The following is a 14,797-nucleotide window of genomic DNA, read 5'->3' as shown; positions in this document are numbered from 1 at the left end:
TTAACTTTGGGGAATAGAAGTCGGTTTTAACAAAAAATCTGCGGCTTTTTGGGTGATCGCTTCTGAAAGATAAATCTGCTTTAGTTTAACTAAATCTTCACTGACAAATAAATCTCTAACCATTGCTTTTTCACCCTTGTTAAAAGAAGTTTCATAATACACCTCTTTAATCCCAGCAGAAATCACTAATTTCAAACAAGAAAGACAGGGTTCTAACGTCACATAAATACTCGCTCCCCCACAACTAATTCCGTGTTTAGCAGCTTGGGCGATCGCATTAGCTTCAGCGTGAACCGCCCGTGAGGGTAAAGATGAACTGGCGTCACAGCTACTCAACCCCGGATAGCAAAAACCTTGGGTTGTGCAGTGTACTGAGCCGGATGGTGAACCATTATACCCTGTGGCGACCACTTGCCGATCTTTGACAATCACTGCACCCACCGGAAACGCCAAGCAAGTTGATCGGGTAGCGGCGAGTTTGGCTAACATCAAAAAATATTCGTCCCAAGTGGGGCGGAGTGGGGGTTCGTAGTTGTTGGAAATTTTTTCATCCATGAATTAAACACCGCTTGATCCAAATCCATTATCTCCTCTAATGGTTGAATTGAGTTGTTGAACTTCTTCGATTTCGGCATGAATGACGGGTGCGATAACGAGTTGGGCGATTTTCATGCCTTTATTAATATTAAAGGTTGTTTTGCCATGATTGATTAAAATCACCCCTATTTCGCCCCGATAGTCTGCGTCTATGGTACCGGGTGTATTTAATACGGTGATTTGATGTTTGAGGGCTAAACCGCTACGAGGACGAATTTGGGCTTCGGTTCCGGGTGAAAGTTCGATAGAAATTCCGGTATGAATGAGTTTGCTTTCTCCCGGTAAAATCTCTTGATCTTCTATTGAATATAAATCTAATCCCGCATCATTGGGATGGGCGTATTTTGGCAAAATTGCCGCTTCGTTGAGTCTCAATATTTTGATTTTCATTTTCTCATATTTTCCCGAAAATTTTTAACAAGAGTGCAAGCATCTTGCTAGATAATATCATGTCCGACTCATCAATCATCCCAAGCGTAGGGGCGCGCCTCATTACAGTTTACAGTTTACAGTTTACAGTGACCAGTCATGTAGGGGCGGGTTCAGCAATTATTTATGTTTTCCCACTATCAACTTATATAAACCCGCCCCTCTTACACAGTTTACAGTTTACAGTTTACAGTGACCAGTCATGTAGGGGCGGGTTCAGCAATTATTTATGTTTTCCCACTATCAACACGATTAACCTTTATTCTATCAGGAATTTAGGGCGAAAGTCTGGCTTTTCCCATGCGAGTTGTTTTGTACCATGCTGCAACTTCTGGCGCCCAGGTTTCCAGATGAGGCCACATCAGTTCACAAAGTTTTTGAATTTCCAGTTGAGCATCTTTTTTATAGCGTAAATCCAGAAAATGTAGCAAGGTTCGCAAGTTTAAACTGACCACAAAATGTTGACGATAATCAAAGGGAAGTTTCCCTCTAGCGTGTTCTTCAGACATTCCGTTTTCAAAGTCAATTTGATAGCGTTTTACAGCTTCTAAACACCAGTCTAAATCAGCTTGACGTTGTTCTAGAGAGTAGTAATATTTTTTGCCTTGTCGGTTTGTATAGTCGCCAACCGGACGCAGATAAAAAACGTCTTCGAGATCTTTTTTACCTTCTAAAACTTCTAGAAACTGTTGTCCCGTGTACCGAAAACTCTGAACATCAAAGGAAATTCCTACCCGATGTGTACGCGCTTGCTGCATCACGCTATGGGGAAAATAGCCGCAATTCAAGACGATTTGAACGTGTTCTAAAGGGCCGTAATGTCCTCTATCTCCCGCTAACAATCGCTTGACAATAATCTCACCGCATTTTGTTTCTGACGGCCATTGATCCCGTTCATCAATGATAAATTGATCAGAATAATCTTGGTGCATTGCTGCATAAATGACGGTCTGGGGGTTCGGGGTTTGGGCGATGACTTCGACTCGAAATTTATCCATATTGTTTATCCCAAAAATCGTTAAATTTTCTAAAATTTTATCTAAAAAATAAAACCATGTTTAACAATATCAGGAAAATGATTTTTAGTAAAATCTTTTATGTTATTTTAAGAGGAGATTGAGCAGAAAAGATGATCCTATCCTCTCGTTTTCGTCAAGCACTCGTCTACGCCTGTGAACTCCACGCCGATCAAGTTCGTAAAGGTTCGGGGGTTCCTTATGTGGCGCATTTGTTGGGAGTCGCCAGCATTGCCTTAGAATACGGAGCTAACGAGTCGGAAGCGATCGCAGCATTGTTACCAAGAGAAGCAGGTTTAGAGCAAGGTCGTTCACGACGGATTGTTTTATGCTACAATAGTTTATCGTGGCTCGACAATGATAAACATGATTGTCTACGAAATGAAGCTACAAGGAACTGTTGCCCAGTACAGAAGGCTAGACGAAGCTATCCGTACAGGTCGATTCGTCCGTAATAGCATCATTAAAGCATGGATAGACGGTCAAATCAAAAGTCGTAACGACGCTTATGCCTACTGCAAACTGCTGTCAGACAACCCGAGTTTTCCCTGGGTAAACCAACTCAATTCTATGGCTCGACAAGCACAGGCGGAAAGAGCATGGGCATCCATTGAACGATTTTATCAAAAATGTCGGCAAAAAATACCGGGGAAAAAAGGATTTCCAAAGTTTAAAAAGTACCAAGTCCGAGCATCTGTTGAATACAAAACATCGGGATGGAAACTTTCAGAAGATAGACGTTATTTAACGTTTTTAGATAAGTTTCAAGCGGGTACATTTAAACTTTGGGGTAGCCGAGATTTACACTTCTATCAACTCCAACAAATTAAACGGGTTAGGGTGATTAGAAGACACGATGGTTACTATGCTCAATTTTTGATAGACCATGAAAGGGAGGAAAACAAAGAACTCAGTAACAAACAAACAGGTTTGGATGTCGGTTTAAACCATTTCTACACCGATTCTTTTGGCTCACAGGTAGAGAATCCCCGTTTTCTAAGAAAAGATGAGCGACGAATTAAAAAGCTGCAACGTCGATTATCTCGAAAAAAAAAGGGAAGTCAAAACCGTAAAAAAGCCAAAAATCGCTTAGGAAGGGCGCATCTCAAGGTTTCACGCAGACGTAATGATTGGGTTTGTAAACAGGCCCAACACGTCATACAGTCTAACGACTTGGTAGCGATTGAAAACCTACGGATACGCAATTTAGTTAAAAATCATCATTTAGCTAAATCAATTAATGATGCTGCTTGGTACAGATTTAGAGAATGGCTGGAGTATTTTGGGAGAATTTATGGGGTTCCGGTTGTAGCAGTTGAACCCGCATACACATCTCAAAACTGCTCAAATTGCGGTGAAAAGGTTGTCAAAACTCTCAGTACGAGAACTCATAAATGTCCTCACTGTGGGTATGTAGCAGACCGAGACGAAAATGCCGCCAAAAACATTCTAAAATCTGCATTAAAACAGCTATCAAATACCGTCGGGCAGACGGAAATCAACGCCTCCCGAGAGACTGATCTCTGCTTGGGCGGGGAAACCCAACCGAGTAAGTCAACTCAACGAAAGAGGAAACCCAGACAGTGATGTTTGGAATCTCCGTCCTTGAGGGCGGAGAGGATGTCAACTTGACCATCTTCCGACAGCTTCGCCTTCAGTTCGTTTGGTTTCGGCTTCCGATCAACTTTATAACGCCCGTTCTATTGTACAAGATTATCGCCAAGTTGGGGAAGCGATTTGGCAGCGATTTACAGGCGGAAAAGCCGGAACCCTTTGGTATTATCGAGCGATAGTTGTAGCCTTTCAAAAGGGAGAAACAACACCTCTCATTGAAGAATTAGAACGGACAGTCTCTCAACTTGAACAGTTAGCAAGTTCATCAAATCTAGCTGATAAACTTACTCTTTAATTTCTCTATTGTATCAGTTTATATCCCTAAGTTTCAAGAAAAAGATGGCAAATGTTCGCTTAGAAAAAATCAACCGAGTCTATAATAATGTTACCGCTATTGAGGATATTAGTTTGGAAATCCCCGATGGTGAATTTTGGGTGCTTTTAGGGCCTTCCGGTTGTGGTAAATCTACAATTTTGCGGACGATAGCGGGTTTAGAAACAGCAACAAGCGGGAATCTTTATATTAATAATCGTTTGGTTAATGAAATTCCCGCTCGTCAACGAGATGTCGCAATGGTGTTTCAAAATTATGCGTTGTATCCTCATATGACGGTGGCTGAAAACTTGGCTTTTGGTTTAAAAATGCGCCAGGTTGAATCTCAAATGATCCAGGATAGAATTCACAAAGTTGCGCGATCGCTATCCATTGATCACTTACTCAACCGCAAGCCCAAACAACTCTCAGGGGGACAACAACAACGAGTCGCATTAGGGAGAGCGATTGTTCGAGAACCGCAGGTTTTTCTACTTGATGAACCCCTTTCTAACCTGGATGCTCAACTGCGAGATGATACCCGAGCCGAACTCAAAAAGTTACATCAACGGTTAAAGATTACCACAATTTATGTCACCCATGATCAAACCGAAGCGATGACACTCGCCGATAAAATCGTTGTTTTAGATCAAGGAAAAATTAAACAAATTGGCGAACCTCAAGCCGTTTATGCTAAACCGATTAATCAAATGGTTGCCACATTTTTAGGCAATCCACCCATGAATATTTTACCCGTAACCTATGGAAATAGCATCTTTTGGATTGGAAATCAGTCTTTCAACTGTCCTGTAGAAATCCAAGAGAAACTCCATCCAACAGAGCGACAAAATTTTAACTTAGGAATTCGTCCCGAACATATTGAACTGGCGACATCTAATCCTCGCGAAGAAGAAATTCAATCAGTAAGCCGGAAAAGCAATCAAGCTTTGCTGTCCGTTGAAGTTGATGTGATCGAACCTTTAGGAAGAGAAACATTAGTTCGAGCCAGTTTACCTGTATCTAGCAATTCCGAGTTTTCTAAAACGTTAATTCAATTGATCACTCCAGTCGAAATCCGTTTAAAACCCGGCGATCTTATTTCTGTTAAACTTGACTTAAATCACGGGATTATTTTCGCTCCCGATACCGGAGAAACATTGTACGCTTAACTCAGCTTGGGAAATACTATTCTAAAAATTCTATCGTTGTGGTTGAGTTATCTTCGTCATCATCGTCTTCTAGGTTTAATTCTTCATCTTCTAAAACTTCTTGCTGTTGAATCTCAGGAGGGTTTTGAACGACCAACACCTCGGGATTCACATGAGAAGTCACCGTCGGTTCTTCTATCTGAGATTGAACCCTTTCATTCACTCCGATTGAACTCAATTTCACCATCAATCTAGGCCCTGAATGTCCGAGACGAATCACCATTCCATCTTTAATAAAAAATTGATTTAGAGGCTGATTGTTCAGATAAGTTCCGTTTGTACCAAAACTCACCACTTCCCAAGTCGATTCTCGATTCCAGAGTTCTAAATGATGACGAGAAACAACAGCATTGTAAATCACAATATCATTATCTTTTGCACGGCCAATCCGAATAATTGACTTTTCCTTAAAAGTCCATCGATTGACTGGTATAGGTTGAGTAGGGTGAATGAGAATCAGAGTAATCACTTATAGGTTTAAAACGGGAATACAAGTATATACAAATTGTTCAAGTAGAATGGTTACTCCTTTTGTCGGCTTCAAAATCGATCTAAGTTGATTAAAGAACATTCCTGTTTATTTTTCCAAAACTTAAACTTCATTTGAGGAAGAATGTTCGGAATTCTTTTGATCAGTAGGAGTCTCCTCAGACATCGCCGGAAGAATTTTAGGTTGTGCATCTTCTGAAACCATGTCTTCAGAGATGATTTCTGCTTGCATCTGTTGCATTTCTTCCGGTTTTCCTTTCGTTATTTTTTGAGCAGTCCGTTTCAATCCCTCAAGATGTTCTCGAGTTTTATCAAAGTCATCTTGGAAGAACTCAGCGGCTTGACCCATTTTTTGACCTAAACCTTCTGAATATTGTTGAGGTGTTTTGAGAGCAGCTTCTAAGACAATAATCCGCTTATTTCCTACACTAGAAATAGCCGTTGAGGGCAGAATATAAACTCCATCTAACACACCTCGTAAACCTTGAGAAGTGTAGAGATAACACTTAACAAAACCTGTTTGCAGATCAAAAATATAATCGACAATCGTTCCTAATCTATTGCCCGCATCCGTCAAAACTTCGTGACCCATCGCATGAATCGCTTGTTCCGGTTTCTTGGCTTTCTCAGGTGCTTCTGAGGGACTTTGATTGACGAGAACCGCATCTTCACCAATCTGGGTAATATTCTCCCAAGTAAAGACTCGTTTTTGACCTCCGATCAGTCCTGATTTACAGGTGAAAGCAACAATTTGATGGAACAGAGGATTAATCCAAAGTTGTTCAACCCGACCTAAATCTTCAACCGTCTTACGTTCTAGCACTAATCGATTGATTAACTCACTGCGTTTAATCACCTTGATTTCGGTACTCATAGAGCCAGCCCTCATACTACTTTTTGACAACTCAATTTCCACAACCTTCTTAAATTTTTTGATATAGATCAATAGCGGGGTTGGGAAGACATAAAAAACCTAAATTATGTCTTACTCAGTCTGGGTGATATCTTCACCGGGCTGCGAGGATATTACTTCTGATGAAGTTGAGGATGGAATTTGATTAATTTTAACTCCTGCTTCTGAATGATCAACTGTTTGTATTTGTCTTTGCATAATTCCGACTCGACTCAATAAATGTTGAGCTTTATCAGAGGGAATATTCAGCTTGATTTTTGGCCCAGAAATCGCTAAATGAATGATTTGTCCATCGAAAATCGGCGATTCTTGAATCAGTTGGCCATCTAGATAGGTGCCATTTGTCCCCAAGTTAACAACAGTCCAAGACTTCCCTTGATGTCTTAACTCAACATGATAACGGGAGACTACGGCACTATACAAAACGACGTCATTTTTCACAGAACGACCAATCCGAATCACCTCTTCCTGTTCAAAAGTCCAAACACGAACAGGGATAGATTGGTTGGGATGAAGCAAAGTTAAGGTAATCACATTGAAAGGTTTCAGTTTAAGTAAAGCACCCAAGCCTAATTTTAAAAGGTTTAGCCCAGATTTTGAACCCTTACGGTTACTGATTGATCGGGTTAGTGTTCACAGTCCCCTCTCTTCCGGTGTCGTTCAAAATCAGGCATTTCCCCTTCAAAATCGACTCAGGAGAGTTGAAAGATAAACGAAACTAAGTCACCTTTTCCGAGAGAAATGCGATCACCCGGTCGCAACCGATGTCGATTTCCCTTCGTCAGAGGAATATTATTGATATAAGTCCCATTGGAACTCCCAACATCTTCGATATAATAAGCATCCCCCTCTGTGCGAATATCCGCATGGGTACGAGATACGACTTCTGAGTTGGGGAAACCGGAAACATCAATATCAGGTGGAACCAAATCGTTGGGCTTACCCAAATGAATCACAGGTAAATTTGAAGGCAGTTCTAAACTCACATTCGTTTGGATGTGAAGTAAGCGAGCAGACTGGGTTTGCAGTTGAGTATTTGAACTTGCCACTGTTTCAACAGCCGTCCCAGAAATCGCCGAACTCACAGGACTGGTCAGTTCACTGGTTGTAGCCTCCGGTAAAACCACAGCCTGATCCAGATTGGGATTGGATTTTTCTAAACTGACCGATGGGATAATTGAGATATTCGGTTGGGGTGTAACCAACGGCTCAGGTGTCACAGGAGCAGGTGGTGGGGAAACCACAGTCGGTAAAGCGGCTTCTGGCTCCTCCAAGGGTACTGCTGCGGGCTGCAAATTATAGCCACACTGACCGCAGAAGGTCGCATCAGTTTGAACAGCAGCACCACAGTTTGGACAAGCCGTTGTTGTCGGTAAAGGAGTGTAGCAGGCTTCGCACTGAGTCGCTCCCTCCGGGTTCTGGTGATTGCAATTCGGACAAACAATCATCACTTCCTCTGTAGTCAGCTACTTACAATTTTGACACCTCAAGACACTATCAGTGATGAAATTGTTAAAAACAGCGAACAGGGAAGAGGCTTGAGGGCTGATAACTGTAAATTGGTAGGGGCTAATTCATCAATTGCCCCTACCAGACTGGTGACTGTTTACTGAAGCACTTGACCTGCGGCTTCATCTAATAACCACCAAAGTTCACCTTGGGGTTGAATAGCGCGACAGGGATAAGCCATTTCATCAGCCGTTTCAGCAAAAATCTGAGTCAATGCGGGTTGTTTATTCGCCCCTGTTACCAAAAACATCACACATTCAGCTTGATTAATTAACGGCACCGTAAATGTCAGACGCGGTTGACCCGCTTTATCACCCACCGCAATTAAGCGATCGCGAACCTTTAAAGCTTCCGTGTGGGGAAATAGAGACGCCGTATGAGCATCATCGCCCATTCCTAAGAGAATCACATCAAAAGCCGGAAATTCTCCCTCTGAGACTTGAAAAAATTGTTGCAACTCCGCATCATACTGACGAGCATCCGCCTGGGGATCATTTCCCAAAGTCGGCATCGGGTGAATATTACTCGCCGGAAACTCAACTCGATCTAGCCAAGCCTGACGTGCCATACCTTCGTTACTATCCGGGTGATCTGCCGGAACGTAGCGTTCATCTCCCCAGAAAATATGAATCTTATCCAGGGGTAAATTTTGAGCCGCCAACGCTTCATACAGAGGTTTTGGCGTACTTCCCCCCGCTAAGACTAGAGTAAACTGTCCTCGCTGCTGAATTGCAGGTTCGATTTTGGACAAAATAATCTCTAATGCCCGCTCAACCAGTTGATCACGGCTGGGAAAAACTTCAAGGTTTTTTTGCATAGTCCTTAAATCAAGTTCGACAATAACAGAAATGGGTTAGCAGGAATTGTTGATCACTCAAGGGTTTCACCCCTGCATTTGATCGAACCTCGCCCTCAACAAAACAAACGGTTAAAATAGGACTGTTGGGGTTCAATTCGCTAGCCGATTGGAGTCAGCACCCCGCTCTAAAGAGACGGGGCATCATGCTTCTCTTTTTAGGTAGCTGACCAGCCTAAGTCCCTTGAGGACTACGTTATCGGTGAGAGTTAACGTTCCTACCCTGAGATGCTTGCCAGTCGAAGGCTCTAGAACCACAGCATTAAACAGTCCTACGAGGGGTAAGACAGTGTGTTGTGGAAAGTACCGACCGATAACATTGGCGAGGCAAACATTACTCCAGAAATGGGTGTTGGGGGCAACCATACCCCCATTAATTTTTTTATACAGGCGGTAAAAACCGCTCGTGTCGTTTTTCCTCCCCGGTCTAAAGACACGGGGCTTCCAAACTCCCGGAGGTTTCTCGTGACGATAGCAAATCAATAAAGTCAAGACTAGGTTATAAATTGAGGTTATCAGCTTAGGGCTAGCTGCACGAGAACTCTAATATTTTCTTCAATCCTGCTTTGACACAAACTAAACCGATGTCTATCTTTTTGCAAATTTTTGAATCTATAGGCGCCCTCACCAGCAAACTAAAGCCACTCACCCAAGTACGATTTTGGGGGCCTGTCGGCATTACCGCAGTGGTTGTCGGTTTTATGTGGCAAGTTTCAGAACATCCTGAATGGTTTGAGTTAGATGATCTCAAGCAAGCCATTTCCAATTCCGCTAATTTTGATGATCGACTTTCTGAAGAAGAAAAAGCGATCGCCGCCGATATTGACAGTTCCGCCGTTCTGATTAAAGAATTAGAAGGGCCACAACTGTTACCCTATCCGATTGATACTCCGATTACCGCAGGTGACGGGGCTATTGATCAGCTTCGTAAATCTCGTTTGAATACATCTGCTACGCCTTCAACCTCCTCTAATCCCCTATTGCAACCCGAATCATCCCCTAACACTTTACCTGATTTTCCGGTTGCACCAACCTCTTCTGAGCTGAATAATCCCCTGAATTTCGATCCCACTTCACAAACTCCATCTGCGACGACAGCATATCCTCAAGGCAGTCCTAACGTAACGCCTCCCGTGATCTTCGAGGCCAATTATCCCAGTGCTGCTGGGGCTGAGGCAGAGACATCGGCGGTTAGTCCTCTACAAGCGGCGATGGATGAATACACTCAAGAACAAGTTCAACCTGAAAGTTCTAATTCATCTTCCACTACCACTGATCCCAGGACTCCGATTTTGAACTCAAACTCGTCTCAAATCAACATTACCAACAGTCCGGGTTTACCCGCAACTCCGACAAGCGTTGTCACTCAGCCGTCGGTTTCCGTTCCCCAAGCCACTTGGATTGTTCCCCGTACCCCCACAACTCCAACAAGCCCAACAACTCCTACACCGACAATTAACCCCTATCAAACTAATATTTCTATCACTCAACCTGTTATTCCCTCTCAACCGATTATTCCAACGACACCCACGCCAACAGGTGCCGCAGTGACGCCTGATATCCGCAGCATTTATAATTCCTATGGAGTTCCTAACGCTAACGGTTCTTTTGGGACTCCGTTTCCGAATAATGCTTCTTCTACTCCCACAACAGGATCTTTAAACAACAGTTTAGTCAATCCCCAAAATTATCAAGTTAATCAAAATACTCTCCTTCAAAATACTCAAGCTGATCAATTTAATCAAATGAATCAGCGTCCTTTTTCAGCCCCTCGTCCCGTTCCCGGACGCCGAATTGGAGGCGGTGAAATTAACACCTTTGCCAATCCCTAAGCCTTGTTTTGACCTTGTTGTAAAATACATTGAGCATTGAGTAATTGTCGATGTTCGCTTTTGACGACTGCACAACCTTCAACTAATGTTGACAGGACAAACACTTGTCCTTGTTCAATCTTTTCGACAATTGGCTTTACTAACTCCACTTGTCGAATTAAAACCCGAGTTGAAATATAATCCGCTTTGAATGTACTTTCTCCATCTATCAACCAAAAATCAACCCCATATTTACGGATAAAGTCTTGAACTTCACGCAAATCCGAACTATATTGAGCATTCACTAAGTCGAGTAAACGTTGCTGAAATTGAGTGTAATATCGGCTATGATAAGGGTAGTCATATTCAAGTGCAATTAAAGTTGAACGTTGCGCTAAAGTGGGGATAAAATCGGCTTCTTCTGATAGGGTAGCGACTAACGTTTCTTTCGGTTGTTTCTGGAGAAATTCATAAATCAGGGGTTCTTTACCTGTGCGATACAGTTGGTTAGGTAGTGTGACTCCGGGTAAAAAAGGAATAGTTACCAGCAAAATTCCTAAACAAAGTGTTAATCCCGATAGCATCAACTGATAGCGCGTAAAACCGTTTTCCATCAGTTTAATTAAGGTTCTCAGTTGCGTCTCTAAGATTAACGTTACGGCTAAACCTGCGGCTAAGATTAACACAATTTTGAAGCTGTGATAAGTGTAGCGAGTTGGAAAATAAAGTTGGAATAAAACAGCATGGGCTAAAAAATATAACGCTAAAGACGCTAAAAGCACTTGTCCTAAAATTTTAACTTCTGAAGAAATTTGTTGAGTCAACGGAAAGCGTTGAGTTTGTTTGAGTAAAAACGGTAATGCGAAGCCAAACAAAGCTAATGGGGTGACAAGACCAATAAACAGTAAACCCGTCTGAGGCGCGACTAACCAGTAAATAAACGGATTTTCGTGAAAGAAAAAAGCCCGTCCAAACAGCCCGTCTAAAGGGTAAAATTCCGGTCTTAATTTTGCTTGAGAAACTGTTATCATCTCTCCAAATTCAGTCGTGTTTAGTTTGTAGGGAAGCAAAACACAAACTGCGATAAATCCTCCTGTTAACCAAGCAAAACGGTTAAATATTAGGGGAGAAAGTAGTATTTTATTATTTCGCTTTTCAAACAATCGTAACGTCAAAATAGCTAAAAACAGTAACGTAATTTGTGGGTAAAACAAACCCGATAAAGCAATCGTAATTAGGAGAGGAAATAAGGATTTCTTTAGTAAATAATATAAAAACGCAAAAAAGATAGGATAGACAAACGCTCTGGGTGTCGCAGAAACGAGATCATCTTCTATCCATAATCCTTGATTTAAAATTAATGTTGTGATCAAACCAACAGCCGGAATCGGGAGGAATTGTAAACTGACTCCAAAACAATAAACTGTCGTAATTAAGGCTAAAATTAACGGTAAAACTTTACTCGCAATTAGAGGATTAATTCCTAAAAAGGCTAGACTTTTATAAAAGATTGTGTAACCCCAAGGCGCAAGAGATTGTAAATAATCCGCAATTAAATCTTCAGGAAAAAGATCAGGAGTGATAAATCTTTGCATCCAAAAAACGTGTTGTCTGGCATCATCCTGAATCACATATTCACCGCTAAAAGCCTGTTGCATCGATAACAACCCATAAAAAACGGCAATTCCCAGACTTAGGATGAAGCAGAATCTCACATGAGGATGAGAAAGAGAAGTGATGCGGGTAGTTAAAGATTGATGTAAAGCCGTAATACATTGACGAAAAAAAGGATTGAAACGTTTTATTTTTAACATACCTAACCGACACACACTCCTGATTTTTTTGAGCGATTGGTAAATCTTGTTAACGAGATGTTTTATACAAGAAGAATCCAGATATTCCTAAACCAATAGCGATGGGTAGCCAACCCGCAAGAAAAGGGCTGATAATCGCTTTCTGCCCCATAGCACCCGAGATAAATGCTAGGAGATAATAAGAGAAAATAATGATAATACTGATGCCGAAACTGGTGGTTCTGTTTGTTCGTTGAGGGCGAGAACCGAGTGCCGCACCCAACAATCCAAATACTACACAAACAAAAGGAAGGGAATATTTTTGCTGAATTCTAACTTTAGTTTTCTGAACAATCTTTTCATTGCCACTATTTTTCATCAGTTCTAAATATTCATGAGCTTGAACAATATTCATCTCATCGTAGCGTCGTTTACGACTCGCCAAATCCAAGGGAACACGAGGCAATTTTAACTCTTTGTGATCAAAACGTACAATATTACGATAAGAGCCTTGAGGATCAATCACATAAACCGTACCATCAAAAAAGTCCCAACTCTGTTGTTTGCCATTCCAAACGGCTGATTTAGAGGAGATAATTTGAGTGATACCTTGTTGAGATTTATCCAAAATCGTCACTTCATTCATGTATTTTCCATCAAATTCTTGAGCATAGAACAAACGCACAAGAATCGTTATTTCTTCATCCGAGTCTTCGATAGGAATACGACGATACTCAGGATAGAAAATATTATCTTCTTGAACCGGAAGCCGATCTTGATGCAAGGCTTGTTCGAGAGTAATTGAAGCCCGATAGTTCGTCGCCGGAACAATTAGCTCATTAAACACAAACATAGAGGCGGTAATAAACAAGCTAAAAATTAGCGTCGGGATCACCAACCGATAAATGCTAATTCCACAACTTCGTAAAGCAGTAACTTCACTATCGCTTGACATTCGCCCATAAACAATTAACGTCGTCAGCACCATTGACATGGGGAAAGACAAGACGAGAAACTCAGGCATTTTTAACAAAAAGATTTGGATGGCAATTCCCACATCCAAGCCCGATTCAGCGACTTGACGAACTAAGTCAAAAACCGTATCAATAGAAAGGGCTACTGAAGTAAATAATCCCACGCCGAATAAAAAAGGGGCGATCAGTTCAGTGATGATATAGCGATCTAAAATCGATAGATAAACACTCGGAAATTTGAAAGAACTAATAGACTTGGAAATTGATGTTTTCATAATTGAAAGCTATCACCAAGGTAATATTGTCGTACTAGAGGATTATTGTAGAGTTCTTCGGTCGAACCCGAGGCAAAAATTTGTCCATCTCGCATGATGTAGGCTCGATCTGTGATTTTGAGCGTTTCGCGAACATTGTGATCCGTGATCAAAATCCCCATTTGGCGATCGCGTAGTCGGGCGACAATTTGCTGAATTTCAGAAACTGCAATCGGATCAACTCCAGCAAAAGGTTCATCCAGCAGTAGAAAGTTCGGCAGTCTCACCCCCGAAGCCAAGGCCCGAGCCAATTCTGTGCGTCGTCGTTCCCCTCCAGAGACTTGATTTCCCATCGTATGAGCAATCTTGTCTAAGCGAAACTCCCGTAAGAGAGTATTCAGTCTAGAATGCCACAAATGAGGAGGAACTTGGGTTTGTTGCAAAATTAATAGAATATTGTCTTGGACAGTTAAATGACGAAAAATGCTCGCTTCTTGTGTCAGATAACCAATCCCCAGTCGCGCTCGTTTGTGAAGGGGTAAAGCCGTAATGTCTTGTTCGTTGAGATAGACACTACCTTGATCGGGCTTTTCTAGTCCGGTAGCGATATAGAATGTAGTTGTCTTCCCCGCCCCATTCGGGCCAAGTAAACCGACAATTTCTCCCTGAGAAACCGACAAGTTGACTCGACTGACCACTGTGCGTTTTCCGTAGGACTTGTGAATATTTTCGAGTACAATTTTCATCTGTAAAAACCCAAAGAGTCAGGTTTGGGGATCTCCCGTCATACCATTTACGGTTAACGAACCTTGGAACTTCCGATGTCAAAGAATAGAGACAAACAGAGGTACAAGCCCAGTAGAAGCTCTAGACTTGAAAAGTCATACTGAGGATCAACTGCTATCGAAAACTGATATAACACGGTATAAACCGTATTAATGTTTCGTTCCTGCATCACCCCGGACTGTCGGCAGTACCCGGTCAGACAGGCTTAAACCGAATAGCCTTCGGCAAAACGTTC

Annotated in this window: 15 protein-coding genes and 1 pseudogene; 5 read left to right on the top strand and 11 right to left on the bottom strand. The window is 41.9% G+C overall.

Annotation, left to right across the window (positions count from 1 at the left end):
• From VB836_RS00080 to thyX, 3 genes are all read right to left on the bottom strand, one after another.
• Entirely contained in the window at positions 1-555 is a 555-nt protein-coding gene (locus tag VB836_RS00080; protein ID WP_323217460.1) for a deoxycytidylate deaminase, read from the bottom strand.
• A gap of 3 nt (positions 556-558) precedes the next feature.
• Positions 559-987 carry a dUTP diphosphatase gene (gene dut / locus VB836_RS00075; RefSeq protein WP_323217459.1) on the bottom strand — a complete coding sequence of 143 codons (429 nt, stop codon included), beginning with the start codon at positions 985-987 and terminating at the stop codon, positions 559-561.
• A 314-nt stretch (positions 988-1,301) separates the two neighbouring features.
• The gene (gene thyX, locus VB836_RS00070) at positions 1,302-2,024 is read right to left on the bottom strand and encodes an FAD-dependent thymidylate synthase (protein ID WP_323217457.1); all 723 of its coding nucleotides are present in this window, start codon (positions 2,022-2,024) and stop codon (positions 1,302-1,304) included.
• 131 nt (positions 2,025-2,155) lie between these two features.
• Here thyX and VB836_RS00065 point away from each other — a divergent pair.
• The 4 genes and pseudogenes from VB836_RS00065 to VB836_RS00050 form a co-directional block, all read left to right on the top strand.
• Positions 2,156-2,323 (top strand): annotated as a pseudogene (locus tag VB836_RS00065) (HD domain-containing protein); the annotation flags it as partial.
• Positions 2,324-2,408: 85 nt separating this feature from the next.
• Entirely contained in the window at positions 2,409-3,629 is a 1,221-nt protein-coding gene (locus VB836_RS00060; protein WP_323217455.1) for an RNA-guided endonuclease InsQ/TnpB family protein, read from the top strand.
• A gap of 76 nt (positions 3,630-3,705) precedes the next feature.
• On the top strand, positions 3,706-3,951 hold the full coding sequence (locus tag VB836_RS00055; RefSeq protein WP_053221601.1) for a hypothetical protein: 246 nt from the start codon (positions 3,706-3,708) through the stop codon (positions 3,949-3,951).
• A gap of 44 nt (positions 3,952-3,995) precedes the next feature.
• Positions 3,996-5,138: an ABC transporter ATP-binding protein gene (locus VB836_RS00050; RefSeq protein WP_323217454.1), complete on the top strand. Its 1,143-nt coding sequence runs from the start codon at positions 3,996-3,998 to the stop codon at positions 5,136-5,138.
• Between the two features lie 16 nt (positions 5,139-5,154).
• On the opposite strand, the gene VB836_RS00045 is transcribed toward VB836_RS00050, so the two are convergent.
• The 5 genes from VB836_RS00045 to pgl all read right to left on the bottom strand — a co-directional run bounded on the left by VB836_RS00045 (position 5,155) and on the right by pgl (position 8,905).
• A complete protein-coding gene (locus tag VB836_RS00045) occupies positions 5,155-5,646 on the bottom strand; it encodes an FHA domain-containing protein (protein ID WP_323217452.1) in 492 nt (163 codons plus the stop codon).
• Positions 5,647-5,769: 123 nt separating this feature from the next.
• Positions 5,770-6,540, bottom strand: a complete 771-nt coding sequence (locus tag VB836_RS00040) for a PRC-barrel domain-containing protein (RefSeq protein WP_323217450.1) — start codon at positions 6,538-6,540, stop codon at positions 5,770-5,772.
• A gap of 111 nt (positions 6,541-6,651) precedes the next feature.
• Complete coding sequence (locus tag VB836_RS00035; protein ID WP_046282269.1) at positions 6,652-7,113, bottom strand: FHA domain-containing protein; 462 nt, start codon at positions 7,111-7,113, stop codon at positions 6,652-6,654.
• Between the two features lie 158 nt (positions 7,114-7,271).
• The gene (locus VB836_RS00030) at positions 7,272-8,027 is read right to left on the bottom strand and encodes an FHA domain-containing protein (protein ID WP_046282264.1); all 756 of its coding nucleotides are present in this window, start codon (positions 8,025-8,027) and stop codon (positions 7,272-7,274) included.
• Between the two features lie 158 nt (positions 8,028-8,185).
• Positions 8,186-8,905 carry a 6-phosphogluconolactonase gene (gene pgl / locus VB836_RS00025; protein WP_323217449.1) on the bottom strand — a complete coding sequence of 240 codons (720 nt, stop codon included), beginning with the start codon at positions 8,903-8,905 and terminating at the stop codon, positions 8,186-8,188.
• 623 nt (positions 8,906-9,528) lie between these two features.
• Between pgl and VB836_RS00020 the strand changes: the two genes are divergently transcribed.
• A complete protein-coding gene (locus VB836_RS00020; RefSeq protein ID WP_323217447.1) occupies positions 9,529-10,776 on the top strand; it encodes a hypothetical protein in 1,248 nt (415 codons plus the stop codon).
• Here VB836_RS00020 and VB836_RS00015 read toward each other — a convergent pair.
• Genes VB836_RS00015 through lptB form a run of 3 tightly spaced genes read right to left on the bottom strand, consistent with a single transcriptional unit; the run spans position 10,773 to position 14,522 of the window.
• Positions 10,773-12,569, bottom strand: coding sequence for a hypothetical protein (locus VB836_RS00015; RefSeq protein ID WP_323217445.1), 1,797 nt, complete (start codon positions 12,567-12,569; stop codon positions 10,773-10,775). The two genes, VB836_RS00020 and VB836_RS00015, sit on opposite strands and share 4 nt — an antisense overlap.
• A 49-nt stretch (positions 12,570-12,618) precedes the next feature.
• Positions 12,619-13,797: an LptF/LptG family permease gene (locus tag VB836_RS00010; RefSeq protein WP_046282260.1), complete on the bottom strand. Its 1,179-nt coding sequence runs from the start codon at positions 13,795-13,797 to the stop codon at positions 12,619-12,621.
• Positions 13,794-14,522: an LPS export ABC transporter ATP-binding protein gene (lptB, locus tag VB836_RS00005; protein WP_323217444.1), complete on the bottom strand. Its 729-nt coding sequence runs from the start codon at positions 14,520-14,522 to the stop codon at positions 13,794-13,796. The genes VB836_RS00010 and lptB overlap by 4 nt, the downstream gene beginning before the upstream one ends.
• Positions 14,523-14,797: the final 275 nt, after the last annotated feature.

The organism is Limnoraphis robusta BA-68 BA1 (assembly GCF_034932365.1).
In the GTDB taxonomy this organism is placed as follows: Bacteria; Cyanobacteriota; Cyanobacteriia; order Cyanobacteriales; family Microcoleaceae; genus Capilliphycus; species Capilliphycus robustus.
This window is presented reverse-complemented; position numbering and strand designations above follow the sequence as displayed.